This window comes from Microbacterium sp. Z10_103, assembly GCF_058310455.1.
Map to the genome: position 1 here is coordinate 1,001,907 of NZ_JBZEGK010000001.1, position 24,047 is coordinate 1,025,953.

The following is a 24,047-nucleotide window of genomic DNA, read 5'->3' on the forward strand; positions in this document are numbered from 1 at the left end:
CGGTGCCGGCGCGCCTGGTCATTCGGCCACGCGCACGCGCGCGGCGATGATCCCCGCGGCGAGAGCGCCGAGGCCACCGGCAGCCATGTCACCGATGGTGTCGACGTAGGCGACGAAGATGTCATCGGTGATGAAGGTGTACCCGGCCCACTCCACCATCTCCCACAGAGCGCCGAGCGCCAGTCCCGTCATGGTCACGAGCACGATCGGGATGCGTGCCATCAGCTGAGCGTCGGGCACTCCCGGCACGATGCGGAGGCGCCCCGCGAGGACGTAGAGCATCAAGGCGAGAACGCCGGTGCACTCGAAGTGGACGAGCAGGTCCCATCCCGGGATGCTGCGGTACAGATCCAGCACGTTGCTCCAGGCAGCCACGAGCACCGACACGCAGGCGACGAGGTCGAATCCGGGGCGTACGCCGAGGAAGCGGGGTAGAACGAGGGCGGGAAGGGCGAAGGCCAGGATGCCGGCGTCGGTGATCGACCAGCCGATGCCCGCGACGACGACGCTGACGAGACCGGCGACGCGGAGCGCGTCCGCGGCCCATTCTCCGGCGGTGGCGGGGCGGCGGAGGAACCGTTCCTTCATTCCGCGTGTTCCCGGACCCGCAGAACGGCCTGCACGGGGAGGTGGTCGGACGGCCACCCGCCGCGCACCGGGCGCGCTTCGATCGCGACCCGCGGAACGTCGCATCCGCGGGCGTGGATTCCGTCGATCCGGGTGCCGCCCGAGCGCGGGCGGCGGTCCCGCGCGTAGGTCGCCCACTCCCGGGTGAGACGGTGCGCGGCGACGGTCCAGGTATCGACCAGCCCGGCGGCGGCGAGGATGCGGCGGGCGGGGGAGTCGGGGGCGGCATTGAAGTCGCCGGTGACCACAGCAGGACCGTCACCCGCGCGGGCGACCAGGAGGGCGGCCCCGCGCCGCCGCGCCAAGGGCGAGAGGACGTCGAGGTGCGTGTTCACCATCGTGAAGCGGAGTCGGGTGATCCGGTCGCGGAATTCCACGCGCGTCAGGACGCGGGGGAACAGCGACCCCCACGACCGCGAGCCGGGCACCTCGGGTCGGTCCGACAGGGCGCTCTGCGTCCAGTCCACGACCTCGAGGCGGCTCTCGTCGAAGAAGATCGGACATCCCTCGCCTCCGCCGTCCCGGTCGCGGCCGTGTCCGACGAAGCGGTAGCGCTCGCCGAGGGCATCCCGCAGCACGGCGGCCTGATGCGGGAGCACCTCCTGTGCTCCGAGGAGGGTCGGGTGTTCCCGGCGGAGGAGCGCGGTCATGCGGTCGCGCCGCTGCCTCCAACTCTGGGACGCGGCCGGTGCCCGCAGGACGTTGAAAGTCATCACCGACAACTCCGGAGGCAGCACAGGGCCGATCAGCGCGTCACCCATGAGCGACGCTCCGTCGTCGGTCGAGGGTCCGACGCATCACCAGGTGCACCCAGCGCACCGGAGGAAAGTCGCGCGGCCAGTGCACGACGACCGAGCGCACCCCGCGCACCGTGCGGACGGCGAACGCGCGAGGGTCGCCGAAAGGCCGCATGGACGCCCCCATCGCCGCCTCAGGTGCATATCGGATCCGGGATCGCAGGCCGAGGTGGAAGGCGAGGTCGAAGTCGTCGTGCACCTCGGGCGACAGGTGCACCGATGACCGCACCCGCTGCCACGCCTTGCGGCGGAATGCCATGTTCGATCCGTACAGCGGCAGGTGACCGAGCGTGGGCACAGACACCGCGACGTACGCGCAGAGGTACAGCGCCGCCAGCGGGGTGCGCAGCATCCGCGGTCCGTCCACGAAACGCGCGCCGGCGGTGAAGGCGTCCACGTCGGGACGCCGGGTGAAGGCGGCCGTCATGGCTTCGACCCAGGTCACCGCGGGCATGCAGTCGGCATCCAGGCGCAGGACGACGTCGCCCGTCGCGGCGTCGTATCCGTGGGCACTGGCCGCGGGGATCCCGGAGCGGTCGCACCGCAGCACGCGGGCGCCCGCCTCGCGCGCCACCGCGGCGGACGAGTCCGACGAGCCGTTGTCGACCACGATGACCTCGTCGGGTCGGAGGGTCTGTACGGCGAGGGCGCGCAGGCACCGACGCAGCGCGGGAGCATCGTCCTTCACCGGGATGACGACCGACACGCGGGGGCTCTCGTCCGGGGAGCTGGACGCGGCGTCGGAAGCGGGGCCCGGGGTCACGGTTTCACGGTAGGGGTGGCCCGCCCCGGGGTCGCGGTGGTTGACACCGCCCGGGCCACCGGATAGCTCGCCCATCGTGCGAGCAGCTCCCGCGCCTGCCCGGCGAGTGCGTCACGCGCTGAGGCTTGGAGGACGCCCCGCGGGCGGTTGTCCAGGGGGTGTGCGTGGGGACGCGCCGCGGGAACGCTGGAAGCAAACGGAAGGAGCTCACATGAGCGACACGATCCCCAGCCGCGATGCCGACGACGCGCACGCCGACGACGCCCCGCCCACCGACGCGGTGATGGACGAGGTGCGTGAGGACGCCGCCTCCGCCGAGAACCACGCCGCCGGCGGCGACGACGAGGTCACGCCGGAGAGCGGGGGCGACGCCGGAACAGCCGAGACGATCGCCGGGACGGCCGAGCAGGGCGACGCATGAACGCCGAGGAGAAGACCAGCATGGCGGCACCCGTTCAGTCCACGAGGGTGACCTCTTCCACCACCGCGCATCGACCGTCGGCAGCCCGCCGCCCGAAGACATAGCTCTCGCGCACCTGCTGTGCGCCGTTCAGCTCGGACGCCAACGTGTGACGTTTCGCAACCTCGATTCCGTCGGGCGCCTCGAGCTCGTTGAGTACCGTGATGGTCACTGTCCCGTCGGTGATCTGCCGCACCTGCCCCATCATGGATGCGAACTGGGATCGGTCGGCCCACTTGCCCCCGCTGCGCTGCCGGTGATCATCGGCGAAGAACTCCGACAGCACGGCACACCTTCGGGCAAACATCGCCGGCGCGCACCTCGAACTGACGGACGAAGACCTTCTGGAGCTGAGCACCATCGCGGGTTGACGTCTCGCGCTGCCGCGGGTGCTGACGGCCCGCTCGGCCTCTGTCCTACGTGCCCCGCACGGCCGCCCGGATCCGCTCCACCGGAAACTTGGGTGACCGATCGGCGTAGAGCAGTCCGTTGGTCTCCTGACCTGTGTCGGTCAGCTGGGTATAGCAGAACCCCGCCAGGGGCGCGGCGGAGCGGGCGGCGTGCAGGAGTGCGGTCACGCGCGCTTCGAACGCATCGATGCTCTCTGCGGTGGTGTATCCCCAGTCCTCCTGAGAGCCGCCGGCGAGCGAGACACCGCCGAACTCCGTGAGCATGACGGGTGCTGTCGGAGGCATCCTCCCCACCGCCATGACACGACCGGCCGGGCCGCGACCGCTCAGCAATCGGCGCACGGTTGCTTCATCCCCGTATCGGGCGGCTAGAACGTCGGCGTCGCCTTCATAGTCGTGTACGGTCCAGATGTCCGAGGCGGTGTGCTCCCAGCCGTCGTTGGAGATGACCGGTCGCGTCCCGTCGAGCGCGCGCGTGAGGTCGGCAACGGATCGGCTGAAGGCTTGCTGGCGTGCGTCATGCGAGATGTGCTGGACCCCCCAGCTCTCGTTGAGGGGGACCCATACGACGATGGAGGGGTGCGAAGAGTCTCGTCGCACGATCGCCGCCCATTCGGACATGAGGCTGGCGATCGCCCGGGGGTTGAATGCATACGCGTTCGCCGTCTCCGCCCACACCATCAGTCCCAAACGATCCGCCCAATAGAGAAAGCGCGGATCTTCCGCCTTCTGATGCACGCGCGCCGAGTTGAATCCCAGGTCGAGGATCACCTGCACCTCTGCGCGAAGGGCGTCCGGGGTGGCGGCGAGATGCGTGGTCGGCCAATAGTTCTGCGCGAGGACGGCACGAACGGCGACGGGACGGTCGTTGAGGAGCAGGCCATCGGGGCTCGTCCCGACACTGCGCATCCCGAAATAACTCGCCACTTCGTCCCGGACGACACCGTTCCCCTCCGCCACCGCCAGGTTCGCCCCGATCAGCGTGGGCTGGTCGGGCGTCCAGAGCAATTCCTCGTACTGCTGCCCGTTCAGTTGATCGGGCAGGACCAGGCGGACCGTCACGGTCGAGTGTCCGAGAGAGCGGACCCGCGTCTCGCCGATCACGGCGCCGCCGTGAGTCGCCCGAACATGCACCCACGCGTCATCGGGGACGGCGCCGCGGAGCTCGATGTCCACCTCGACGGCGGATGACGGCACATCGCTCCGCCATGTCAGTGCAGCGATGGAAAGGTCCGCGACGCACTCGAGCCAGACGGGCTGCCAGATGCCGGTCGTTCGTTCGTACCAGATCGCGTGCGGTGTCTCACGCCAGTCTTGCTTGCCGCGGAGCACCGACACATCCCCAGGCAGGTCAACGGCTCGCACGACGAGCTGATTGATGTCGTCCGTCTTGATGGCGTCGGTGACGTCTGCAACGAAGGGTGTCTGCCCCCCGCCGTGGGTCGCCACAACCTGCCCGTTGAGCCACACGGTGGCGGAATGATCGATCGCCCCGAAGTGCAGGAGTGTTCGCGGGTGGTTCTCGTCCCAGCCGGCGCTGCGCAATTCGTCCGTCCCGAACGAGCGCCGATACCAGACACAGGGAAGAAAGCTCGTGTCGTGGATGCCGGACGCCGGGGACTCCGGGGGATAGGGGACCGTGATGGTGCGGTCGAATGTCACGTCCGACAACGAACGGTCCATGTCGTCGTCCTGAGCGAAGTCCCACGGTCCGCCGAGGTCGTGCCAGGCGGGCCGCAACATCTGCGGACGGGGGTACGTGCCGTCCTGTGAGGTTGCGTCCGGCATCATGCTGGGACTCATGCGGAAGGTCCTTTCGTGCTGGCGCGATCGGCGATCGTGAACCCCACCGTGTGTGTCCCGATCTGCGAAGGTTCGGCGAAAAGGAGATCGAGCGCTTTGCGAGCCAGGGCGGCGGTGTCGGGGGATACGGAGGAGAGCGAGGGGGTGCTGTAGCGGCCTTCGTCGATGTCGTCGAACCCGATCACAGCGACATCCTGTGGCACCCCGACCCCGGCGGTCACCAGGACGTGCATCGCGCCCAGCGCGAGGAGATCGTTGAAGGCGAAGATGCCATCGGGGCGCAGGTCCGTGTCGAGGATGGTCCGTGCGGCGGCGGCGCCGTCTGCGCGATGAAAGCTCCGGACCGGGAGTATGAGCCGTTCATCCACAGCGATGCCCGCCGCCCGCAGAGCCGCGCGGTAACCCTCGAGGCGTAGCACGGCGGTCTCGTTCGGACCGGATTCTTGCGCGCCGACTGCCGCGATGCGCCGGCAGCCCAGGCCGATGAGGTGCTCGGTGGCGGCATACGCGGCGGCGGTGTTGTCGACAGTGACGTGCGGGAAGGTGCTTTCCCCCGCGTGTTCCCCGAGGAGCACCAGCGGGGTGGTGTCTAGGCGCCCGCGCAGGTCGGCGGCGGTCAACGCTAACGGGCTCATGATCAGGCCATCCATGACCGGCGCGTCGATGCCGTCGCTGATCCGGCGTTCTGCATCGGCGCTGCCGTCAGTCTGATTGATGAGAACGGTGATGGATCGGTCCTGCGCCGCGCGGACGAGCTCGGCTGCGAGCTCGGCGAAGTAGGGCTGGCTCAGCTCGGGAAGCGCGAGCGCGATCATGCCGCTGCGGCCGCTACGCAGTTGCCGCGCAGCCGCGTTGGGACGATAACCCAGTTCGACGACCGCTGCGCGGACCCGGACGCGCAGTTCGTCGGTGACCCATCCCGTGCCGTTCACCACGTTGGACACGGTCTTGGCCGATACACCGACGCGGTCAGCGACGTCCTTCAGTGTCGTGCGTGACATCCGTTCGGCACCTCCTCCCGCATATCGTGGCGGGTTCACATTCGCACGACATCGTGTCTTGTTCAACGTTTACCGTTCATGTATAACGGGAGTCACTTGATCGGTTCAACGTTGAACGACATTTTCAAAGGAGAAAGTGTGATGAGAACACAGCATGGTTCCGACGCGCTCCGTGGGCGGAGTCGCGTCCTCGCCGGCGCCACCGCGATGCTCTCCGTTGCCGCCCTCGCGCTCGCGGGCTGTGCCGGTCAGGGCAGCGGTGGCGGTGCCGACACCAACGCGGACGGCAAGATCGTTCTCGATTTCTGGAACGGGTTCACCGGCCCGGACGGTCCCGCGCTGGAACAGGTCATCGCGGACTTCAACGCTTCCCAAGACGACATCGAGGTCAAGGCGAACATCATGCCCTGGGACACCCTGTACCAGAAGGTGCTCACCTCGGTGGCGAGCAAGGATGGCCCCGACATCATCGCGATGTCGGCCAGCCGCATGCCGCAGTTCGCGGATGAGGGACTCTTCCTCCCCCTGGACGACTACTACGAGGACGCGGATCACGAAACGGAGGCGCTCGCACCGTCGTCCGTCGAGGCGTCCATGTACGACGGGAAGAACTACGGGGTGCCCGTGAACTTCACGCCGATGATGATGTATTACAACAAGGACCTGTTCACGGCCGCGGGCCTGAACCCCGATGCCCCACCCACAACGTGGGACGAGTTCGCCGCGATGGTGCCCAAGCTCACAGTCGACGAGGACGGCGACGGCAAGCCGGAGCAGTACGCCATCGCTCTTGCCGACCACGAGACCGTGCCGATCTTCCCCTCCCTGCTGTGGGGTACCGGCGGCAGCATCGTCTCGGACGACGGGAGCACCTCGACCCTCGGCGACCCCGAGTCCATCGAAGCGCTTGACTACTGGGTCTCGCTGCTTCGCGACCAGAAGGCGAGTCCCATCGGGCTCAACGGAGCGGATGCGGACAAGCTTTTCCAGACCGGTAAGGCCGCCATCGAGATCGTGGGACCGTGGATGACCACGGGATTCGACGAGGCCGGGCTCAACTACGGGCTGGCGAAGCCGTTCATGGGGCCGGCTGCGGATAACGTGCTTGCCGACGTCGTATCCATGGGGCTTCCCGCGAACACCAGCGATGAGGTCAAGGAGGCGGCATACGAGTTCTTCGCGTACTGGAACTCCTCGGAGGGGCAAGTCACGTGGGCCAACGGGTCGGGATTCCCGCCTACGCGCGCCGACGTGGCCGATCAGGTCTCCGACACCCCCTACCCGGCGATCTTCGGTGCCGCGGACGTGGTGGACAGCGCCAAGGTGCTTCTTCCCGGCATCGCCGCTGGCGGCCCGATCCTCGAGACCGTCTTCACACCGTCACTGCAGCGGGCGCTGAACGGGGAGGGGACGGTCGAGGAGATCTTCACCTCAGCGTCGGATCAGGTCCAGGCAGAGCTCGACAAGTGACACGAAGGCGGGCGGCCTCTCGAGGTCGCCCGCCCTTCCCGGAGGGCTCATGACGACGACCGTCGACCGTGCACCGCTGCGCACCGACGCTCCACCCCGCCGCCGCAGCATCCGCGCCAAGCGCGCGCGGACGGCCTGGCTGTTTCTCACACCATCGCTGCTGATCCTGATCGCCTTCACGCTGTACCCGATGGCGCAGGCGGTCTGGCTGTCGTTCACCGATTACAACCTGATCCGCGCCGCGGAGTTCGTCGGGTTGAGCAACTATGCCGAGCTGTTTGCCGATCCTGCGTTCTGGAACGCCTTCGGCAACACCGTGCTGTACGCCGCCGTGGTGACACCGGTCACCGTCGTCCTGGCGCTGCTCTTCGCCATCATGTTGAATCAGCGCTTCACCGGGCGCGCTTTCGCCCGCACGGCGATCTTCCTCCCCTTCATCGTGTCGCTCGGCATCATCGCGATCGCTTGGGCGTTCCTGCTCGATCCGAACATCGGCCTGCTGTCCTATTGGCTCGGGCTCGTAGGCATCGTTCCGGAACAGGGATGGCTGTCCGATCCGCGCTACGCCATGGCGGCGGTGATGGTCGTCGGTGTCTGGAAGAACGTGGGCTTCTATATGGTGATCTATCTCGCCGGGCTGCAGTCCATCCCCGTGGATATGTATGAGGCGGCTCGTCTGGATGGCGCGGGACCATGGCAGCGATTCCGCAGCGTTACGCTTCCGCTGCTGTCGAACCAGACACTGCTGGTGTCCGTGCTCGCGCTCATCGCCACCCTGCAGGCCTTCGACCAGATCTATGTCATGACGAGGGGTGGTCCGTTCTTCCGCACCGAGACGCTCGTGATGCTCATCTATCGCGAAGGCTTTCAGGAGCTGCGGTTCGGCTACGGCTCTGCTATCTCCTTCGTGCTGCTGATCTTCGTGTTCATCCTCTCGATGATCCAGTTCGGCTATCTCCGCCGGAAGCAGGTGACGTACTGATGGCCGTGACCACGCTGCCTTCGACGCCGACGCCGACGCGGAGGCCGACGAGACGTCCCGCCGTGACGCGACGCCGAGGCGGTCGCCCGCGCCTGGCAACGTGGTTGCTCGCGATCACGTCGGTCGCGATCGGTTTGCTCATGCTGCTGCCGATCATCTGGATGCTGTTCACCGCGTTCAAGCCGGAAGCCGACATCGTGTCGTACCCGCCGACGTTGTGGCCGCGTGAGCTGACCGTCGCGCACTTCATCGACGTGTGGGAACGGATCCCGTTCGCTCGGCTCTACGTGAACACGATCATCTTCGCCGGTTCGGTGACGGTCATCTCACTGCTGTTCGACTCCATGGCGGCATACGCCCTCGCGCGGGTCCCGTTCCGCGGTCGTGGGGTCGTCTTCGTCGGGATTCTGCTGCTGCTCATGCTGCCGTTCCAGGTCACGCTCATTCCGCTTTATGACATGCTCAACGGTCTCGGCCTGACCAACACTCTTCCCGGTCTGATCATCCCGCGGATGACCAATGCGTTCGGGATCTTCTTCCTCACGCAGTTCTTCTTGTCACTACCGAAGGACTTGGAAGAGGCGGCACGCGTGGACGGCGCATCCGAGTGGCGGATCTACTGGGGCATCATCATGCCGCTCGCGCGGCCGGCGCTGCTGACGCTGGGGCTCTTCCATTTCCAGTACAACTGGAACGATCTTCTTTGGCCGCTGGTGATGTCCTCCTCGGTGGAGACCTCGACGCTTCCCGCGGGTCTGGCGCTTTTCATGGGGCAACACGTGGTCGAGTACGGGCTGCTCATGGCCGGATCGCTGCTCGCGCTTCTGCCGGTGATCATCTTCTTCCTGCTGATCCAGCGGAGCTTCGTCGCCGGAATCGCCACGACGGGTCTCAAGTGATCCCACCCGTCCCCAAACGAAAGGCTGCGGCGTGAGCGACGTTCGTTGGTATCGAGAGAACCGGCTGCACTACGGAGTCGGAATCGAGGACACCTTCATCCCCCAGGAACGACCGGGGCATCGCAAGCTCGACGAGTACGAGTTGACGCAGCACTACTCTCACTGGCGCGAGGACCTCGAACTCGCGGCCAGCGCTGGAGCCGAGTTCATTCGGTGGGGCATCCCTTGGTACCTGGTCGAGCCGCGCCCGGGCGAATTTGATTGGGCCTGGCTCGATGAGGTGGCGACGAAGATGCAGGAGCTCCGTCTCCGGTGCGTCGTGGACCTCATGCACTACGGCACCCCTCTGTGGCTGGAGAACTCCTTCCTCAATACCGGATACCCCGAGCGGGTGGCCGCGTACGGTCGTGCCGTGGCCGAGCGCTACCGAGGCGTCTGGACAGACTTCACACCGCTGAACGAGCCCATTGTCAACGCGGAGTGGTGCGGGCAGAACGGCGCCTGGCCGCCTTACCTCGTCGGCCACGACGGATTCGTCACGGTGCTCCTCGCGCTGGCGCGTGGGATGGTGCGGACCCAGCAGGAGATCGCGGCCGTGCAGCCGGAGGCGACCTTTGTCCACGTGGACGCGGGGTTCCGGTACGAGGGCGACACGTCTCCGTTGGCGCGGGAGCTACTCGAAGAGCGGCGCTTCGCCGCGCTGGATCTCATCACCGGACGCGTGCAGGCGGACACGATCCTGGGTCGCTGGCTCGCCTCGCACGGTGTCACAGCCGGCGACCTCGCCTGGTTCCGCGACAACGCCGTAACTCCCGATGTCATCGGGGTCAACTACTACCCGCACTTCACCACCTCGCGCATGCAGGACGGTGTGATCACGCCGGTACGCGCGGGAGCAGCCGGCCTGCGCGACCTGGTGAACAGCTACGCCGAGCGTTACGATCTCCCCCTCGCGGTGACGGAGACCTCCCTCGTCGGCACCGTCGAGGAACGCATCGACTGGCTCCGGGATTCGACAGCCGAGCTCGCGGCGATGCGCGACGAGGGCCACCGCATCATCGCGTACACGTGGTTCCCGTTCTTTACCATGGTGGACTGGCTCTACCGGTTCGATCAGAAGACGCCCGATGAATGGTTCCTCACCTTCGGACTCGTCGACCTCGTTCGCGGCCCGGATCAAGTGCTCGCACGGGTGCGGAACCCCGCGTTCGACGTCTTCGCGCAACTCGCCAGGGCATCGCGAGATGACCACTCCGGTCTTTGACCGCTCGGCATGCACTGCCTGTAGGAAGTTGTACCCCATTTCGCCCTCGGCCGCCCTCCGCCCACCGGCCGGGGGATAACGTGCTCGATATGGCACAGAAGACGTGGTTCATCACCGGCACCTCCCGTGGCTTCGGACGGGAGTGGGCGTCGGCCGCCCTCGGTCGCGGCGACCGGGTCGCCGCGACCGCCCGGGACGTTTCGAGCCTGAGCGACCTTGTGGAGCAGTATGGCGATGCGCTTTTGCCGATCGAGCTGGACGTCACCGACCGTGCGGCCGACTTCGCTGCGGTGCACCAGGCTTTCGAGCACTTCGGGCGCCTGGACGTCGTCGTCAACAACGCCGGCTACGGGCAGTTCGGCATGGCGGAGGAGCTCAGCGAGAAGGACATCCGCGACCAGATGGAGACCAATCTCTTCGGGGCGGTGTGGGTCACGCAGGCGGCGATCCCGATCATGCGCGAGCAGGGCTCGGGGCACATCATCCAGGTGTCGTCGATCGGTGGGATCTCAGCCTTCCCCAATCTGAGCGCCTATCACGCGTCGAAGTGGGCGCTGGAGGGGTTCTCGCAGGCTCTGGCGCTCGAGGTCGCGGAGTTCGGCATCAAGGTCACCATCGTCGAGCCGGGGGGCTTCGCCACCGACTGGTCCGGTGCGAGCTCCCGTCATGCCGACCCTCTCCCCGCGTACGATGCCGCCCGTGAGCGCCGCGCGCAGCAACGCGCGGCGCAGGCCCCCGGCGACCCGACGGCGTCGGCGCAGGCGATCCTTCGGGTCGTGGATGCGGACGAGCCGCCGTTGCGGGTCTTCTTCGGAACGACACCGCTCAAGGTCGCCCGCCGCGACTACGAGTCCCGCCTGGAAACGTGGGAGAAGTGGGACGACGTCTCGCAACTCGCGCAGGGCTGACGAGCATACGCTGACGCAACACCGCTCCCGCTGAGATGGGGGGATGCGTTACATCACCCGCGCCCTCCTCGCCGCTGCCGCCCTCCTTCTGGTGGTCGTGTTGACCCTCGCGCCGCAGATGCTGGTCGGGCCCGCCAGGGCGGCGTTCCTGGGATGGGCGGACGCGGTGACCGTGCCCCTGTTCGCCGGCGCCGGGTACGCCGAGGCGGAGCGGCTGATGAACACGGCCATGTTCGTACCCCTCGGCGCGACCGTCGCACTGGTGCTCCCGCGTCGCGGCTGGCCGTTCGCCATGCTCGCGGGCATGGCGGTGTCCATCGCCGTCGAATATGCGCAGACTTCGATCCCTGGCCGCATCCCCGACGCGGCTGACGTCCTGTGGAACACGGTCGGCAGCGCGATCGGGGTCGTTGCGGTGACCGCGGTACGGGCGGTGGCAGGCGCGGTCCGCAGTCAGCGGGGGAGGGTGACGCGCACCTGAAGTCCGCCCTCGCGTCGCGCCGTCACCTCGAGCGTCCCGGAATGAGCGCGCACGATGGCGGCGACGATCGCCAGGCCCAGGCCCGACCCGTCGCCCGATCCGCTTCCGCGGGTGCGCCCCGCGCCGCGGACGAACGGCTCGGTCAGGGTGGCCGCCGTGGCCGGGTCGATGATCGGACCGGTGTTGACCACGGCGAGTCCCGCCGCGCCCGGAAGCTCCGTGGTCCTCACGAGGACCTGACCTCCGGGCTCGTTGTGCACCACGGCGTTGTGGACGAGGTTTCCCGCCAGGCGGGCGAGAAGCGTCGGGTCGCCGATCGTCGGGGCGGGCCGCAGATCGCGGTCGATGCGGATGCCGGCGGCCGCCGCATCCGGCGCCGTGTCGTCGATCGCCTCGGCAGCGATGGCAGCGAGGTCGAGCGGCTCGGACGCGGGTGTTCCCCCGCGTCCGACGCGGGCGAGGGCGAGAAGGGCCTCGGTGGTCGCGATCGCGCGGTCGTTCGTCTCGCCGATCCTGCGGAGCACCTCGTCCACGTCGCGGCCGGCCGGGTCGGCTTGAGCCACCTCGACGAGCGTCCGCACGATGGCATGCGGGGTGCGCAGCTCGTGCGACGCGTTCGCCGCGAACCGCCGCTCCTCCTCGAGGGTCTGCTGCACGCGGTCGAGCATCGTGTCGAACGCATCGGCGAGGTCGGTGAGCTCGTCCCGCCGCCCGGGGAGCCGGACGCGGGAGTCCAGCGATCCGTCGCGCGCCCGGCGAGCCGTGGCGGTGATGCGGTCCAGCGGACGCAGGACGAGGCCGGCGAGGATCCATCCGCCGACCAGCCCGAACAACACGAGCGCCACGAGAGCCCACCACGCGTACCGGACGAACACCTCCATGAGATCCGACCGATTGGGCGCGACCCCTCCGCCGAACACCTGGACGTCGCCTTCGGGCACGAAACGCAGCAGCAGAAACCCGACGGCGAACAGCGCGACGCCGGCCAGGAGGAGGAACCCGGCGTAGCTGAGCGCCAGTTTGATGCGTACCGACAGGCCGACAGGCCGAGCGGCCTCAGCCGTCGTCATGCGCCGCGCTCATTCGGTAGCCGACACCGGCGACCGTCTCGATGGTCCACGGCTCGCCGAGCCGCTTGCGTAAGCCCGAGATGGTGATGCGCACAGCGTTGGTGAACGGGTCGGCGTTCTCATCCCACGCGCGCTCGAGGAGATCCTCGGCGCTCACCACGCCGCCGCGCGCGGAGAGCAGCACCTCGAGGACGGCGAACTGCTTGCGGGTCAGGGCCACATACCGGTCGTCGCGGTACACCTCGCGGCGGAACGGGTCGAGCCGCAGTCCGGCGTATTCGATCACCGGTGGCGCGCCCGCCGAGGGCCGTCGGCTGAGCGCTCGAAGGCGCAGCACGAGTTCGCGCAGTGCAAACGGCTTCGTGAGGTAGTCGTCGGCGCCGCTCTCGAACCCGGTGGCCTTGTCGTCGAGCCGGTCGGCCGCGGTCAGCATGAGGACGCGCGGGCTCGCCGGGGTACGTGACAGCGAACGGGCGATCTCGTCTCCATTGGGCCCAGGGATGTCGCGGTCGAGGACGACGACGTCGTAGGTGTTGACCGCCAGCTGCTCGAGCGCCGTGTCCCCGTCGCCGGCGATGTCGGCGGCGATCGCTTCCAGCCGGAGCCCATCGCGGATCGCCTCTGCGAGGTACACCTCATCCTCGACGATCAACACGCGCACGGCCCCATGGTAGGCGGGACGGCATATCGCCGGCGTATGAGAACCGGCATACGCCGTGGCAACCGGCCCCTGCGTGGGATGGCTCCATGCAGATCGCTCCTCACCTCCCGACCACCGCCCGCCGTGTCCGTCCGGCCGTCTTCGTCGCGGTGGGGGCCGGCCTTGCCGTCGTCCTCGCGGCGCTCCTCATCGTCGCGACGGGGTTCGCGGCGTCGTTCGCCCTGACGCCGTTCGCGCCGCGGGCGCAGGATGGGCTCATCCCGGAGGGTGCTGCAGTCACGCTTGACGACGACCACCTGCCGGCGCTCGCCAACCTCGACCCCTCCCTCCTGGGCGCGCTGCGGGACGCCGCGATCGAGGCTCGCGGGGAGGGCGTGACGTTCGAGATCACCAGCGGATGGCGGAGCCGTGAGTATCAGGGCTGGTTGCTCGCACAAGCGGTGGAGACATACGGCAGCGAAGAGATCGCCCGCCAGTTCGTCGCCTCGCCCGAAGAGTCCGCCCATGCGAAGGGGGATGCCGTCGACATCGTCCCCGTCGATGCCCAGTCCTGGCTCAGCCAGCACGGGGCGCAGTTCGGTCTGTGCCAGGTGTACGCGAACGAGCCGTGGCACTACCAGCGCACCGTCGAAGCCGGAGGCGTCTGCCCCGAGATGATGCCGGATGCATCGACGGCTCGAGCGGCGGCGGACAAGTCCTGACTCCGCCCCTCACCAGCCCCCACGGGTCGGAGTGTGTCCCTCACGCGCGTCGTCCGGCATCTGCATTTCCGCGCGGACGCCTAAGAGCCGCAGTGGGCGGTCGGGTTCGATCTTCGCCACGAGCGCGAGAATCTCGGCGACCACCGCATCCCGATCGAAGGTCGTCGCCACCTTTCGCGTGAACGTCTTCGTGAGGAACGGCGCGTACCGCACCTTCAGGCCGACCCCGACGACCGGCCGGCCCTCGGCGGCGACATCATCGAGCACCTGCGAGGCAAGCTCGCGGGCGGCCTGTTCGATCTCGGCCGGGGCGACGACGTTCTGCTGGAACGTCGTCTCGCGCCCGTGGCCGCGGGGCACCCACGGCGTGTCATCGACGACGCTCGTGCCATCGCCGCGGCCGAGCGAGCGATACCACGGGCCCATGCGGGGTCCGAATTCCGCCACGAGCGCTGCCTCATCGGTTCGCGCGAGCTCGTCGACCGTCTGGATGCCCAGCGCCGCGAGTCGGCGGGAGATTTTCGAGCCCACGCCCCACAGGTCGATCGTCGGGCGTTCGCCCATGACGCCGAGCCAGTTGTCAGCGGTGAGTCGGAACACGCCGCGAGGCTTTCCGAAGCCGGTCGCCACCTTCGCGCGCACGAGGGTGTCGCCGATGCCGACGCTGCAGTGCAGCCGGGTGCGCTCGAGGATCGCGGCTTGAATGCCGCGCGCGTACGCCTCGGGGTCGCCGGTCGTCACACCCACGAAGGCCTCGTCCCAGCCGAGAACCTGGACCACGGCTCGCGGTTGCGCGCGCAGCGTCGCCATGACCTCCTCCGACGCGGCGGTGTAAGCGGGGGCATCCACCGGCAGCAGGACGGCATCGGGCACCTTCCGGGCGGCCAGGCGCAGCGGCATCCCGGACCCGACGCCGAACGCGCGGGCTTCGTAGGAGGCGGTGGACACGACGGCGCGCTCCGTCGGGTCGCCGCGTCCGCCGACGATCACGGGCTTGCCTGCGAGTTCGGGCCGCCGGAGCACCTCCACCGCCGCGATGAATTGGTCGAGGTCGACGTGCAGGACCCACGCCCTCTCGGCACCGTCGTTCATGTGCACCAGTGTGCCTCGGAGCCCGGCATGCGCTCGGCTCTTGTCGGAGTGCGTCAGGCCGCGACGGGTCGGGCGGCGAGGGCGGCGGCCATCCTCTCGACCGCTTCGCGCAGCAGCGGGCGGGGGAGGGCGAAGACGAAGCGCACGTGCCCGATGCCCGCGACTCCACAGGCGGCGCCGTCGGTCATGGCGACCCGGGCGGAGGTGCGGAACCACTCCGCCTGGTCGCCGGGGATCCCGTATGCGCGGAGGTCGATCAGGGCGATGTAGGTGCCCTCGGGGAGGACCATCCGCGCTTCGGGCAGGAGCTCGGCGACGAGGTCGGCCAGGAGTTGGCGGTTGCCGTCGAGGTAGCGGACGACTTCCTCGAGCCAGACGCCGCCGGACGTGTACGCCGCCGTGTTCGCGACGACGCCCAGGGTGGAGGTGCCGTGGCCGGCCCAGAATCCGAACTCCGTCCATGCCGCCGCATCCGCTTCGTTCGAGAGGATGACCTGCGCGCATTTCAGTCCGGCGAGGTTCCAGGCCTTCGAGGCGGACGCTGCCGTGATCGTATGGCCGGCCGCCACGGCGGAGAGGGACGCGTACGGGATGTGCCGCGCCGGTGCGTAGACGACCGGAGCGTGGATCTCGTCCGCGAACACCCGGCCGTTCTTGGCGTCCACCACCCGGGAGACAGCATCCAGCTCTTCTCTCGTGAACACAGTGCCGAGGGGGTTGTGCGGGTTGCACAGCACGAGAAGACCGGCACCGTCATCGAACGCCTTCGCGATGCCGTCGAGGTCCATCATCATCCGCCCGTCGACCGGGATGCTCGGCACCTCGATCACGCGCCGGCCGTGGAGCGGTGGCACGGTGAGGAACGGCATGTAGGCCGGAGTGGGGACGATAACGGCCGACCCCGGCTCGGTGAACCGCTCGATGGTGAGTTCGAGCGCCGCGATGACGTCGGGGACGTGGTGCACGCGATCGGCAGGGACGTCCCAGCCGTAGGACTTGCGGTACCAGCGCGCCGTCGCTGCGGCGAGGTCGTCCTCGAGATGTGCGGGGAGGTACCCGGTGAGACCCTTGTCGAGCGCGCCTTCCAGCGCGTCGCGGATGGGCGGGGCAACGCCGAAATCCATCTCGGCGACGAAGACACCGATCGTGTCGGGGAACATCGTCCACTTGACGCTGCCGTTGCCTCGTAGGTCAGCCTCGGTCAGCGCATCGAACTCCGGAGCGGTCATGCTTCCGATTCTCCCAGCGTCGCGGCCGCGGCGGGTGCGCGGGCGCGGCCGGTGTGGTGTCGGAGGACTGTCGCGGCCGGACGGCGCTGGGGACGGGCCGGCGGAACGACGAAGGCCGCAGCCCGCGTGATGCGGACCGCGGCCTCCGCGCGGCTCAGGCGGTGGCGCCGGCCTCGGCGCGCTTGGGCAGAACCCATCCGGCACGCGGGAAGTGGCACGTGTAGCCGTTCGGGTACTTGATCAGGTAGTCCTGGTGCTCCGGCTCGGCCTCCCAGAACGGGCCCGCGGGCTCGATCGTGGTGACGGCCTTGTCCGGCCAGAGGCCCGAGGCATCCACGTCGGCGATGGTGTCGCGAGCGACGCGCTCCTGTTCCTCGGTGAGGGGGAAGATCGCCGAACGGTAGCTGACACCGATGTCGTTGCCCTGACGGTTGAGTGTCGACGGGTCGTGGATCTGGAAGAAGAACGCCAGGATGTCGCGGTAGGTCGTCTTCGACGGATCGAACACGATCTCGACCGCCTCGGCGTGCCCGGGGTGGTTGCGGTAGGTCGCGTGGTCGTTCGTCCCGCCGGTGTAGCCCACCCGGGTGTCGAGCACACCGGGCTGGCGGCGGATCAGGTCCTCCATGCCCCAGAAACACCCGCCCGCCAGGACGGCGGTCTCGGTGCCGGGAGTGCGGGTGATGGCTCCGGTGTCGGTGGTCATGATGCGTTCTCCTTCGTGTCGGTGAAAAGTGCGCGGTAGGCGCCGTATCCCTGCTCTTCAAGCTCGTCGACAGGGACGAAGCGCAGCGCGGCTGAGTTCATGCAGTAACGCATTCCGCCGGCCTCGCGCGGGCCGTCGTCGAAGACGTGGCCCAAGTGGCTCCCCGCTGCGGAGGAGCGTACCTCGGTGCGGGTCATCCACAGATTCCGGTCGGTCTTCTCGACCACGGCTGACCGGTCGATCGGGCGGGTGAAGCTCGGCCATCCGGTACCGCTGTCGTACTTGTCGGTCGACGAGAACAGGGGCTCACCCGAAACGACGTCGACGTAGATTCCGGGCTCGTGGTTGTCCCAGTAGCGGTTGCGGAAGGGGGGCTCGGTGCCCTCCTCCTGCGTCACATGGAACTGGGTGGGGGTGAGGCGGCTCAGCGCCTCGGGCGTCTTGCGGTACTCGGTGCTCACGATTCCTCCTGGGTGGCGCCGCTGGCTGTGGCGTCCACTGAAGAGAACGAGGAACCCCTCGGTTTTGGTCCCGTGAAGCTGGGAGCGGGCCGAGAGTTATCGGGCCCCGGCATCCATGGCTCGGGCGGCGGCCACGAGGATGTGGTCCAGCGTCGGAACCCCGCTCGCCCGCATCACCTCGACGCCATCGGCTCCACGCACGATGACCGTCGGAGTCGACTCGATCCCGCGCTCCTCGGCGAGGCCAGGCTCGAAGGCCACGTCATGCTCGGACACCACCGCATCCGGGAGTAGTTGCCTGACACGTTCCAACATCGATCGCGTCTGGCGGCAGGCGCCGCAGAACGACGTCGAGTACAGCTCGAATGCGATCGACGATGTGCTTTCCACGGCGGCCTCCGAGTGAGGCAACGCTGTGCCTCGTCCCGATATTTCGTTGAGCGGTGCGTGGGGCGGGGGTGCGGGCGCGTTGGGCGGGGTGCGGGCGGGTTGGGGCGGCGTGCGGCGTTGGGTCGTGTGGGGCGTTGGGCGTGTGGGGATGTGCGTCGCGGAGGGTGGTTCGGGCGGTTTTGGTCCTCCGGGGGCGCCTTCTCCTCCCGGGGTGCCCGGTCTGGCACGGGGGTTGGGCGTGTGGGGAGGGGATGTGCGTTGCGGAGGGTGGTTCGGGTGGTTTTGGTCCTCCGGGGGCGCCTTCCCCTCCCGGGGTGCTCGCCCTGCCCGGCGGGTGGGCGTGTGGGGAGGGGATGTGCGTTGCGGAGGGTGGTTCGGGTGGTTTTGGTCCTCCGGGGGCGCCTTCTCCTCCCGGGGTGCTCGCCCTGCCCGGCGGGTGGGCGTGTGCGGAGGGGATGTGCGTTGGGGAGGGCGGTTCGGGCGGTTTCGGTCCTCCGCAGGCGCCTTCTCCTCCCGGGGTGCCCGCTCCTGCCGGGGTGCCCGCTCTGGCCCGGGGCGCCCGCTCCTGCCGCGCCGCCTGCTCTGGCCCGGGGCGCCCGCCCTGGCCCGGGCCGCCCGCTCTGGCCATAGGCGCCCGCTCTGGCCCGGGGTGCCCGCGCCTCCCGGGGTGCTCGCCCCGTCCGGGTGGGGAGCGGCGTAGCCTTGACGGATGCCCGCCCCTTCCGCTCTCCAGAGCGCGCGATCGCAGCTGGCTTCGCTCGTCCAGGGCGCCCCCTCGGGTTCCGGAGTCAGCCCCATCACCCGCGGGATCGACGTTCCCACCGACCCGCAGTCCAACGCCCGCGCGGCCGCGGTGCTCATCCTCTTCGGGATGTTGGACGGCCTCGCGAGCCACAGCGATGCGCAGGCGTCGGCGGTCTCGCGTGATCTGGATGTGCTGCTGCTGTCCCGCGCCACCACGTTGCGCTCGCACGCCGGTCAGGTCGCTTTTCCCGGCGGCCGCGTCGACCCCGGGGATGCGAGCGTGGTCGCGGCGGCCCTGCGCGAGGCCGAGGAGGAGACCGGCCTCGACCCCGCGGGCGTCGAGATTCTCGGAACTCTCGATAAGGTTCCGCTCGAGTACTCGCGGCACCTCGTCACTCCCGTGCTCGCGTGGTGGCAGCATCCGTCACCCGTTCGCGTGGTCGACGACGCCGAGTCGGCAGATGTGTTCCGTGCGCCGGTCGCCGACCTCCTCGACCCCGCGAACCGCGGCGTGACCGTGATGCGCCGCGATGGACTCGAGTGGAGGGGGCCGGGCTTCCTCGTGCCGCACGCCACCGGGGAGCACCTGGTGTGGGGCTTCACCGCGATGCTGCTGGACGGGCTGTTCGATCGCCTCGGCTGGACGGAGCCGTGGGACGTCGACAAGGAACTGCCGCTCCCCCCGCCCGGGCCGAACGACCGCTGATCACGGCGGTCCGTTGCGCCGGAGCACACGGCGGCCGGAGACTGGCGACATGGGCTTCGACATTTCCGAGCTGCTGCGCCTCGAACATGCCGGGTGGACTGCGCTGTCGGACGGCAGCGGCGGAGAGTTCTACGGCTCCGTCATGACCGACGACGCCGTCATGGTGCGTGCGGACGGCTCGGTGCTCGACCGCGACGCCGTGCTGGCATCCCTCGACGACACCCCCGCCTGGTCGGCGTACGAGATCACCGATGAACGCCTCATCGAGATGGGCCCGGATGCCGCGGCCTTCGTCTACCACGGCCGGGCGTTCCGCGCCTCGGGCGGCCCGCCCTTCGACGCGCTCATGTCGAGCGTCTACGTGCGGGAGGCCGGGGAGTGGCGGCTGGCGCTGCACCAGCAGACGCCCACCCCCGACGAGGAGAGCGTCGAGCTCTAGCCCGATCGATCCGGCCGGGGGAAGGGACGATAGCGGAGGTCGACGCTGACCCGACCCCGGTCGCCGTTGACCAGTGTGAGCGGAATCGCGTCGCCGCCGGGATTGTCGTAGAGCCGCACTCCGTCACCGAGCAGGACGGGCGCGAGATGGATGTCGATCTCGTCGAGTAGCCCGCGTTCGAGAAGCTGGCGCCCGATCGACGCGGACAAGACCTCGACGTTCTTGCCGCCGGCCGCAGCCCGGGCGATCACCACCGCCTCGGCCACATCGCACGTCAGGAACGTCACACCGCGCGAGGGCGCCGCGTCCTCGGGGTGGTGCGTCAAGACGAAAGTCGCCCCCTCCCACTGCCCGCCGTACGTCGCGCTCGCGTCGGGGTACGCGTCCCAGCCGGCGCGACCCCCGAGGACCGCTCCCGTGGTCGCGGTGTACTCGTCGATCAGGCCGGGACGGTCCGCGATGCCGGCCATCCAGCCCATCGTGTGCCCCGGGCCGGCGACGAAACCGTCGAGAGACATCGTGAAGTGCCACAGCACCTTCCCGCTCGCCGTCTGCGGCGGCATGTCCTCCACGTTCACCCCTCCTAGAGTCCGCGAATGTGTTTGATGTTCGTCTTCGCGGTCTCGATCACCTGGCGGATCCCGCCCGACTGTTCTGCCCCGAGCACGAGTTTCGCCATCGACAGCCCGAACCCGGTGACCTGCTCTGCGGTGATGGTCGCCGGCATCGACAGCGCATCGGGGTCGGTGACGATGTCGACGAGCGCCGGGCCGGCGTGTGCGAGCGCCGTGGCGATCGCCGCATCCAGATCCGCCGGGTCGGTGACCCGCTGGGTGAGGAACCCGAGGGTTCCCGCGAGAGCGGCGAAGTCGACCATGGGCACGTCGACGGCGAAGTCGGGATAGCCGTTCACCAGCATTTCGAGCTTGACCATGCCGAGCGTGGAGTTGTTGAACACGAAGACGTTGATCGGCAGCCGGTAGGCGGCCGCGGTGAGGAGTTCGCCGAGGAGCATCGACAGCCCGCCGTCTCCGGCGATCGCGATCACCTGCCGCTCGGGGTAGGCGAACTGGGCGCCGATCGCCTGCGGCAGCGCGTTGGCCATCGATCCGTGCCGGAACGACGCCAAGAGCCGCCGGTGCGCGGTGGGGGTCACGTAGCGGGCCTGCCACACGTTCCCCATGCCGGTGTCGGCGGTGAAGACGGCGTCGGATGCGGCGGCCCGATCTATCGCGGTCATTGCACGTTCGGGGTGGATCGGCACAGCGGATGAATCGGTGTAGATCGCCACCGCGTCCTTCATCGCCTTCCGGTGGTGTTTCAGGGTGTCATCGAGGAACGCACGGTCGCTGCGGGCGGGCACAAGGCGTTGAAGCGCTTCCAGAGTGAGGCCGACATCCCCGTGGAGAGGGTGCGTCACCGCCGCGCGGCGACCCAGGCGCGTGGCATCCGCGTCGATCTGAGCGATCGTGACCTCGCCCGCATCGGGAAAGAACTGCCCGTACGGAAAGTCGGTGCCCAGCAGCAGCAGAAGGTCGGCATCGTGCATGGCCCGGTCGATTCCGCCGTAGCCCAGGAGGCCCGACATCCCCACGTCGAACGGGTTGTCGTACTGCACCCACTGCTTACCGCGAAGCGTGTGCCCCATCGGTGCCTGCAGATGACCGGCGAAGGACAACAGCTGTTCGCGCGCGTCGCGGGCGCCTTCCCCCGCGAACAGGGCGATCTTCCGGGCCTGACCGATCGCGGCGGCCAGCGCCTCGACGTCTCCCGGGTCGGGCGCGACGCGCCCCAGTCGAACCGGCACGAAGGGCGGAAAGGAGTCGGCGGCCTTCTCGGTCGCGAGATCGCCGGGGAGCACGACCACGGCCACACCCGACCCGCCCGTGGCGTGCCGAAGAGCGGAGTTCACCACGCGGGGGGACTGCTCCGCCGTGGAGATCAGCTCGCAGTAGTTCGCGCACTCGTTGAACAGCCGTTCCGGATGCGTCTCCTGGAAGTAGTCCGAGCCGATCTCCACGGCTGGAATGTGACTGGCGATCGCGAGGACCGGCGCGCCTGACCGGTGGGCGTCGTAGAGGCCGTTGATCAGGTGGAGGTTTCCGGGGCCGCAGCTGCCCGCGCACACCGCAAGTTCACCGGTGAGCTGAGCTTCGGATGCCGCGGCGAAGGCGGCGGCCTCTTCGTGGCGGACGTGGATCCAGTCGATCCCGCCCTTCGCCGATCCGCCCGTGCGGCGCACCGCATCCACGATGGGGTTGAGCGAATCGCCCACGATCCCATAGATGCGCTTCACCCCCGCCTCGATGAGCTGCTGGACGAGCTGTTCGGCGACGTTCTCTGCCACGGCGATCCTTCCCGGCGCACTGCGGCGCGTTGCGGTATCCCTCGAGTCTTCGCACGAGACCGCGCCGCGTCCAGTGGCTTGCCGGGATCGGCGAGCGGGTCTCCTCACCTGGGGCGGATCTGCCGTATGGATCGTCTCGTGTCAACACCTCGTCACGGAGGGTGGTGGCGCGGTTGCATGGAGGCGTCCGTCCGGTGAAAGGAAACTTCATGACCGCCGACACCTCCGAGCTGGCCAAGCTCAACGAACTCCTCAAGAAGTTCCGTTTCGCGATGGTGACCACGCGCACGGCAGAGGGCAAGCTCGTCGCCCACCCCCTGACGGTGCAGGACACCGAGTTCGACGGCGACCTGTGGTTCGTGATCAGCCGCGATGCGTCGGCGGTGGAACACATCCGCCTCGACGCCACGGTCGGCGTCTCCTTCAGCTCCAACGACGCGTGGCTGTCGCTGTCGGGCACCGCGCACGTGGTCGAAGACGCCGCAAAGCTGCGCGAGCAGTGGAACGCCGGCCTCGAGGCCTGGTTCCCGGATGGTCCGGAAGACCCGAACGTGGTGCTCCTGAAGATCGACACGCACAGCGGCGAGTATTGGGACAGCCCCGGCGGCAGAGTCGCCAGCGTCGTTGCCTTCGTCAAGCACAAGGTGACCGGCCAACGTATCGAAGGCGACAACGAGAAGTTCGACCTCTGACAGAGAACCACGTCTAAGGAGGCTTTGTGCCCCGCACCATCGTTCTCACCGGAGCCAGCGACGGCATCGGGGCGGCCGCCGCCCGCCAGTTGCAGGATGCGGGGGAGCAGGTCGTTGTCGTCGGACGCGACCCCGACAAGACCCGCGCCGTGGCCGGCCCGCTCGGTGCGCCGTGGCATGTCGCTGACTACAGCGACCTGGCACAGGTGCGTGACCTCGCAGCGACCCTCCTCGAGACGTATCCGCACATCGACGTCCTGGCGAACAACGCGGGAGGCATCTTCAGCGATCGGGTGGTCACGGTTGACGGCTACGAGAAGACGTTCCAGGTCAACCACCTCGGCGGGTTCCTCCTCACGAACCTCCTCCTGGGCCGGCTCCTGGAGAATTCGGCGTCGGTCATCCAGACCTCCAGCGTTGCCGCACGCCGGCTGGCGAGGCTGGACATCGATGACCTGCAGGCGGAACGCCATTACTCGGCGAGCACCGCCTATGGCAACGCCAAGCTCGCGAACATCCTCTTCACCAAGGAGTTGCAGCGCCGTTACGGCGACGGCGGACTGAATGCCGTGGCCTTCCACCCCGGCGCGATCGCCAGCGGTTTCGCCGCCGCATCCACGGGGCCGTGGCGGTGGTTGTACACGAGTCCGGTCATGCGGCGGTTCCTGACCTCGACCGATGTCGGCGGGTCGCGCCTGACCTGGCTCGCCCTCGGAAAGGCCGGACTCGACTGGCAGCCGGGCCAGTACTACGCGCGCAACCGCGTGGCCCGGACGAGCCCGATGGCGGATGATCCGGCACTGGCGAAGAAGCTGTGGGAGCGCAGCGCGGAGCTCGTAGGTCTCTGAGCGGGGACAATTGCAGCGGACAGGAGTGACCCGTCGAGGACGTCGTGCGGCAGTGGTCGCGGGTGTGCTTCTTCTTGCCGGATGCTCCGCCGCCGG

General features: G+C 68.6%; 27 protein-coding genes. 12 read left to right on the forward strand and 15 right to left on the reverse strand.

The window, feature by feature from the left end; all coding sequences use genetic code 11:
- Nucleotides 1-18: 18 nt before the first annotated feature.
- The 3 genes from AC4FS2_RS04645 to AC4FS2_RS04655 are packed head-to-tail and all read right to left on the reverse strand — an operon-like array spanning nt 19 to nt 2,187.
- The gene (locus tag AC4FS2_RS04645; protein ID WP_491153214.1) at nt 19-588 is read right to left on the reverse strand and encodes a DUF2238 domain-containing protein; all 570 of its coding nucleotides are present in this window, start codon (nt 586-588) and stop codon (nt 19-21) included.
- Nucleotides 585-1,388 (reverse strand): endonuclease/exonuclease/phosphatase family protein, encoded by an 804-nt coding sequence (locus AC4FS2_RS04650; protein ID WP_491153213.1) that lies wholly within the window; start codon nt 1,386-1,388, stop codon nt 585-587. The genes AC4FS2_RS04645 and AC4FS2_RS04650 overlap by 4 nt, the downstream gene beginning before the upstream one ends.
- Nucleotides 1,381-2,187 carry a glycosyltransferase family 2 protein gene (locus AC4FS2_RS04655; RefSeq protein ID WP_491153212.1) on the reverse strand — a complete coding sequence of 269 codons (807 nt, stop codon included), beginning with the start codon at nt 2,185-2,187 and terminating at the stop codon, nt 1,381-1,383. Before AC4FS2_RS04655 ends, AC4FS2_RS04650 begins: the two co-directional genes overlap by 8 nt.
- Nucleotides 2,188-2,398: 211 nt before the next feature.
- On the opposite strand from AC4FS2_RS04655, the gene AC4FS2_RS04660 reads away from it, so the two are divergent.
- Nucleotides 2,399-2,608 (forward strand): hypothetical protein, encoded by a 210-nt coding sequence (locus tag AC4FS2_RS04660; RefSeq protein ID WP_491153211.1) that lies wholly within the window; start codon nt 2,399-2,401, stop codon nt 2,606-2,608.
- Nucleotides 2,609-2,642: 34 nt separating this feature from the next.
- Here the strand turns inward: AC4FS2_RS04660 and AC4FS2_RS04665 are convergent, their stop codons facing one another.
- From AC4FS2_RS04665 to AC4FS2_RS04675, 3 genes are all read right to left on the reverse strand, one after another.
- Complete coding sequence (locus AC4FS2_RS04665; protein WP_491153210.1) at nt 2,643-2,933, reverse strand: hypothetical protein; 291 nt, start codon at nt 2,931-2,933, stop codon at nt 2,643-2,645.
- Nucleotides 2,934-3,063: 130 nt separating this feature from the next.
- Nucleotides 3,064-4,860 (reverse strand): glycoside hydrolase family 2 protein, encoded by a 1,797-nt coding sequence (locus tag AC4FS2_RS04670; RefSeq protein WP_491153209.1) that lies wholly within the window; start codon nt 4,858-4,860, stop codon nt 3,064-3,066.
- Nucleotides 4,857-5,861, reverse strand: coding sequence for a LacI family DNA-binding transcriptional regulator (locus tag AC4FS2_RS04675; RefSeq protein ID WP_491153208.1), 1,005 nt, complete (start codon nt 5,859-5,861; stop codon nt 4,857-4,859). The genes AC4FS2_RS04670 and AC4FS2_RS04675 overlap by 4 nt, the downstream gene beginning before the upstream one ends.
- Before the next feature lie 141 nt (nt 5,862-6,002).
- On the opposite strand from AC4FS2_RS04675, the gene AC4FS2_RS04680 reads away from it, so the two are divergent.
- From AC4FS2_RS04680 to AC4FS2_RS04705, 6 genes are all read left to right on the forward strand, one after another.
- On the forward strand, nt 6,003-7,331 hold the full coding sequence (locus tag AC4FS2_RS04680; RefSeq protein WP_491153207.1) for an ABC transporter substrate-binding protein: 1,329 nt from the start codon (nt 6,003-6,005) through the stop codon (nt 7,329-7,331).
- A 49-nt stretch (nt 7,332-7,380) separates the two neighbouring features.
- On the forward strand, nt 7,381-8,313 hold the full coding sequence (locus AC4FS2_RS04685) for a carbohydrate ABC transporter permease (RefSeq protein ID WP_491153206.1): 933 nt from the start codon (nt 7,381-7,383) through the stop codon (nt 8,311-8,313).
- A gap of 62 nt (nt 8,314-8,375) precedes the next feature.
- Complete coding sequence (locus tag AC4FS2_RS04690; protein WP_491153205.1) at nt 8,376-9,212, forward strand: carbohydrate ABC transporter permease; 837 nt, start codon at nt 8,376-8,378, stop codon at nt 9,210-9,212.
- A gap of 31 nt (nt 9,213-9,243) precedes the next feature.
- The gene (locus tag AC4FS2_RS04695; protein WP_491176380.1) at nt 9,244-10,476 is read left to right on the forward strand and encodes a beta-galactosidase; all 1,233 of its coding nucleotides are present in this window, start codon (nt 9,244-9,246) and stop codon (nt 10,474-10,476) included.
- Nucleotides 10,477-10,565: 89 nt separating this feature from the next.
- Nucleotides 10,566-11,384: an SDR family oxidoreductase gene (locus AC4FS2_RS04700; RefSeq protein WP_491176381.1), complete on the forward strand. Its 819-nt coding sequence runs from the start codon at nt 10,566-10,568 to the stop codon at nt 11,382-11,384.
- A 43-nt stretch (nt 11,385-11,427) separates the two neighbouring features.
- Nucleotides 11,428-11,865 carry a VanZ family protein gene (locus AC4FS2_RS04705; protein ID WP_491176384.1) on the forward strand — a complete coding sequence of 146 codons (438 nt, stop codon included), beginning with the start codon at nt 11,428-11,430 and terminating at the stop codon, nt 11,863-11,865.
- On the opposite strand, the gene AC4FS2_RS04710 is transcribed toward AC4FS2_RS04705, so the two are convergent.
- On the reverse strand, nt 11,838-12,935 hold the full coding sequence (locus tag AC4FS2_RS04710) for a sensor histidine kinase (RefSeq protein WP_491176385.1): 1,098 nt from the start codon (nt 12,933-12,935) through the stop codon (nt 11,838-11,840). The genes AC4FS2_RS04705 and AC4FS2_RS04710 overlap by 28 nt on opposite strands.
- The gene (locus AC4FS2_RS04715; RefSeq protein WP_491153200.1) at nt 12,922-13,596 is read right to left on the reverse strand and encodes a response regulator transcription factor; all 675 of its coding nucleotides are present in this window, start codon (nt 13,594-13,596) and stop codon (nt 12,922-12,924) included. The genes AC4FS2_RS04710 and AC4FS2_RS04715 overlap by 14 nt, the downstream gene beginning before the upstream one ends.
- A gap of 86 nt (nt 13,597-13,682) precedes the next feature.
- On the opposite strand from AC4FS2_RS04715, the gene AC4FS2_RS04720 reads away from it, so the two are divergent.
- The gene (locus AC4FS2_RS04720) at nt 13,683-14,297 is read left to right on the forward strand and encodes a M15 family metallopeptidase (RefSeq protein ID WP_491176387.1); all 615 of its coding nucleotides are present in this window, start codon (nt 13,683-13,685) and stop codon (nt 14,295-14,297) included.
- A 9-nt stretch (nt 14,298-14,306) separates the two neighbouring features.
- Here AC4FS2_RS04720 and AC4FS2_RS04725 read toward each other — a convergent pair whose 3' ends face one another.
- The 5 genes from AC4FS2_RS04725 to AC4FS2_RS04745 all read right to left on the reverse strand — a co-directional run bounded on the left by AC4FS2_RS04725 (nt 14,307) and on the right by AC4FS2_RS04745 (nt 18,175).
- Nucleotides 14,307-15,389 (reverse strand): DNA polymerase IV, encoded by a 1,083-nt coding sequence (locus AC4FS2_RS04725; protein WP_491176388.1) that lies wholly within the window; start codon nt 15,387-15,389, stop codon nt 14,307-14,309.
- Between the two features lie 53 nt (nt 15,390-15,442).
- The gene (locus AC4FS2_RS04730; protein ID WP_491176390.1) at nt 15,443-16,618 is read right to left on the reverse strand and encodes a MalY/PatB family protein; all 1,176 of its coding nucleotides are present in this window, start codon (nt 16,616-16,618) and stop codon (nt 15,443-15,445) included.
- A gap of 154 nt (nt 16,619-16,772) precedes the next feature.
- Nucleotides 16,773-17,324, reverse strand: coding sequence for a peptide-methionine (S)-S-oxide reductase MsrA (gene msrA / locus AC4FS2_RS04735; protein ID WP_491153196.1), 552 nt, complete (start codon nt 17,322-17,324; stop codon nt 16,773-16,775).
- Entirely contained in the window at nt 17,321-17,785 is a 465-nt protein-coding gene (msrB, locus tag AC4FS2_RS04740; RefSeq protein ID WP_491153195.1) for a peptide-methionine (R)-S-oxide reductase MsrB, read from the reverse strand. Before msrB ends, msrA begins: the two co-directional genes overlap by 4 nt.
- A 96-nt stretch (nt 17,786-17,881) precedes the next feature.
- A complete protein-coding gene (locus AC4FS2_RS04745) occupies nt 17,882-18,175 on the reverse strand; it encodes a thioredoxin domain-containing protein (protein ID WP_491176392.1) in 294 nt (97 codons plus the stop codon).
- 709 nt (nt 18,176-18,884) lie between these two features.
- On the opposite strand from AC4FS2_RS04745, the gene AC4FS2_RS04750 reads away from it, so the two are divergent.
- Entirely contained in the window at nt 18,885-19,625 is a 741-nt protein-coding gene (locus AC4FS2_RS04750; RefSeq protein WP_491176394.1) for an NUDIX hydrolase, read from the forward strand.
- 49 nt (nt 19,626-19,674) lie between these two features.
- Nucleotides 19,675-20,064, forward strand: coding sequence for a nuclear transport factor 2 family protein (locus tag AC4FS2_RS04755; protein ID WP_491153192.1), 390 nt, complete (start codon nt 19,675-19,677; stop codon nt 20,062-20,064).
- On the opposite strand, the gene AC4FS2_RS04760 is transcribed toward AC4FS2_RS04755, so the two are convergent.
- A complete protein-coding gene (locus AC4FS2_RS04760) occupies nt 20,061-20,627 on the reverse strand; it encodes a dihydrofolate reductase family protein (RefSeq protein ID WP_491177788.1) in 567 nt (188 codons plus the stop codon). The two genes, AC4FS2_RS04755 and AC4FS2_RS04760, sit on opposite strands and share 4 nt — an antisense overlap.
- Nucleotides 20,628-20,647: 20 nt before the next feature.
- On the reverse strand, nt 20,648-22,411 hold the full coding sequence (locus AC4FS2_RS04765; protein WP_491153191.1) for a thiamine pyrophosphate-dependent enzyme: 1,764 nt from the start codon (nt 22,409-22,411) through the stop codon (nt 20,648-20,650).
- 209 nt (nt 22,412-22,620) lie between these two features.
- On the opposite strand from AC4FS2_RS04765, the gene AC4FS2_RS04770 reads away from it, so the two are divergent.
- Together AC4FS2_RS04770 and AC4FS2_RS04775 are read left to right on the forward strand one after the other, a co-directional pair.
- Nucleotides 22,621-23,103, forward strand: a complete 483-nt coding sequence (locus tag AC4FS2_RS04770; protein WP_491153190.1) for a pyridoxamine 5'-phosphate oxidase family protein — start codon at nt 22,621-22,623, stop codon at nt 23,101-23,103.
- Nucleotides 23,104-23,129: 26 nt separating this feature from the next.
- On the forward strand, nt 23,130-23,951 hold the full coding sequence (locus AC4FS2_RS04775; RefSeq protein ID WP_491153189.1) for an SDR family NAD(P)-dependent oxidoreductase: 822 nt from the start codon (nt 23,130-23,132) through the stop codon (nt 23,949-23,951).
- Nucleotides 23,952-24,047: the final 96 nt, after the last annotated feature.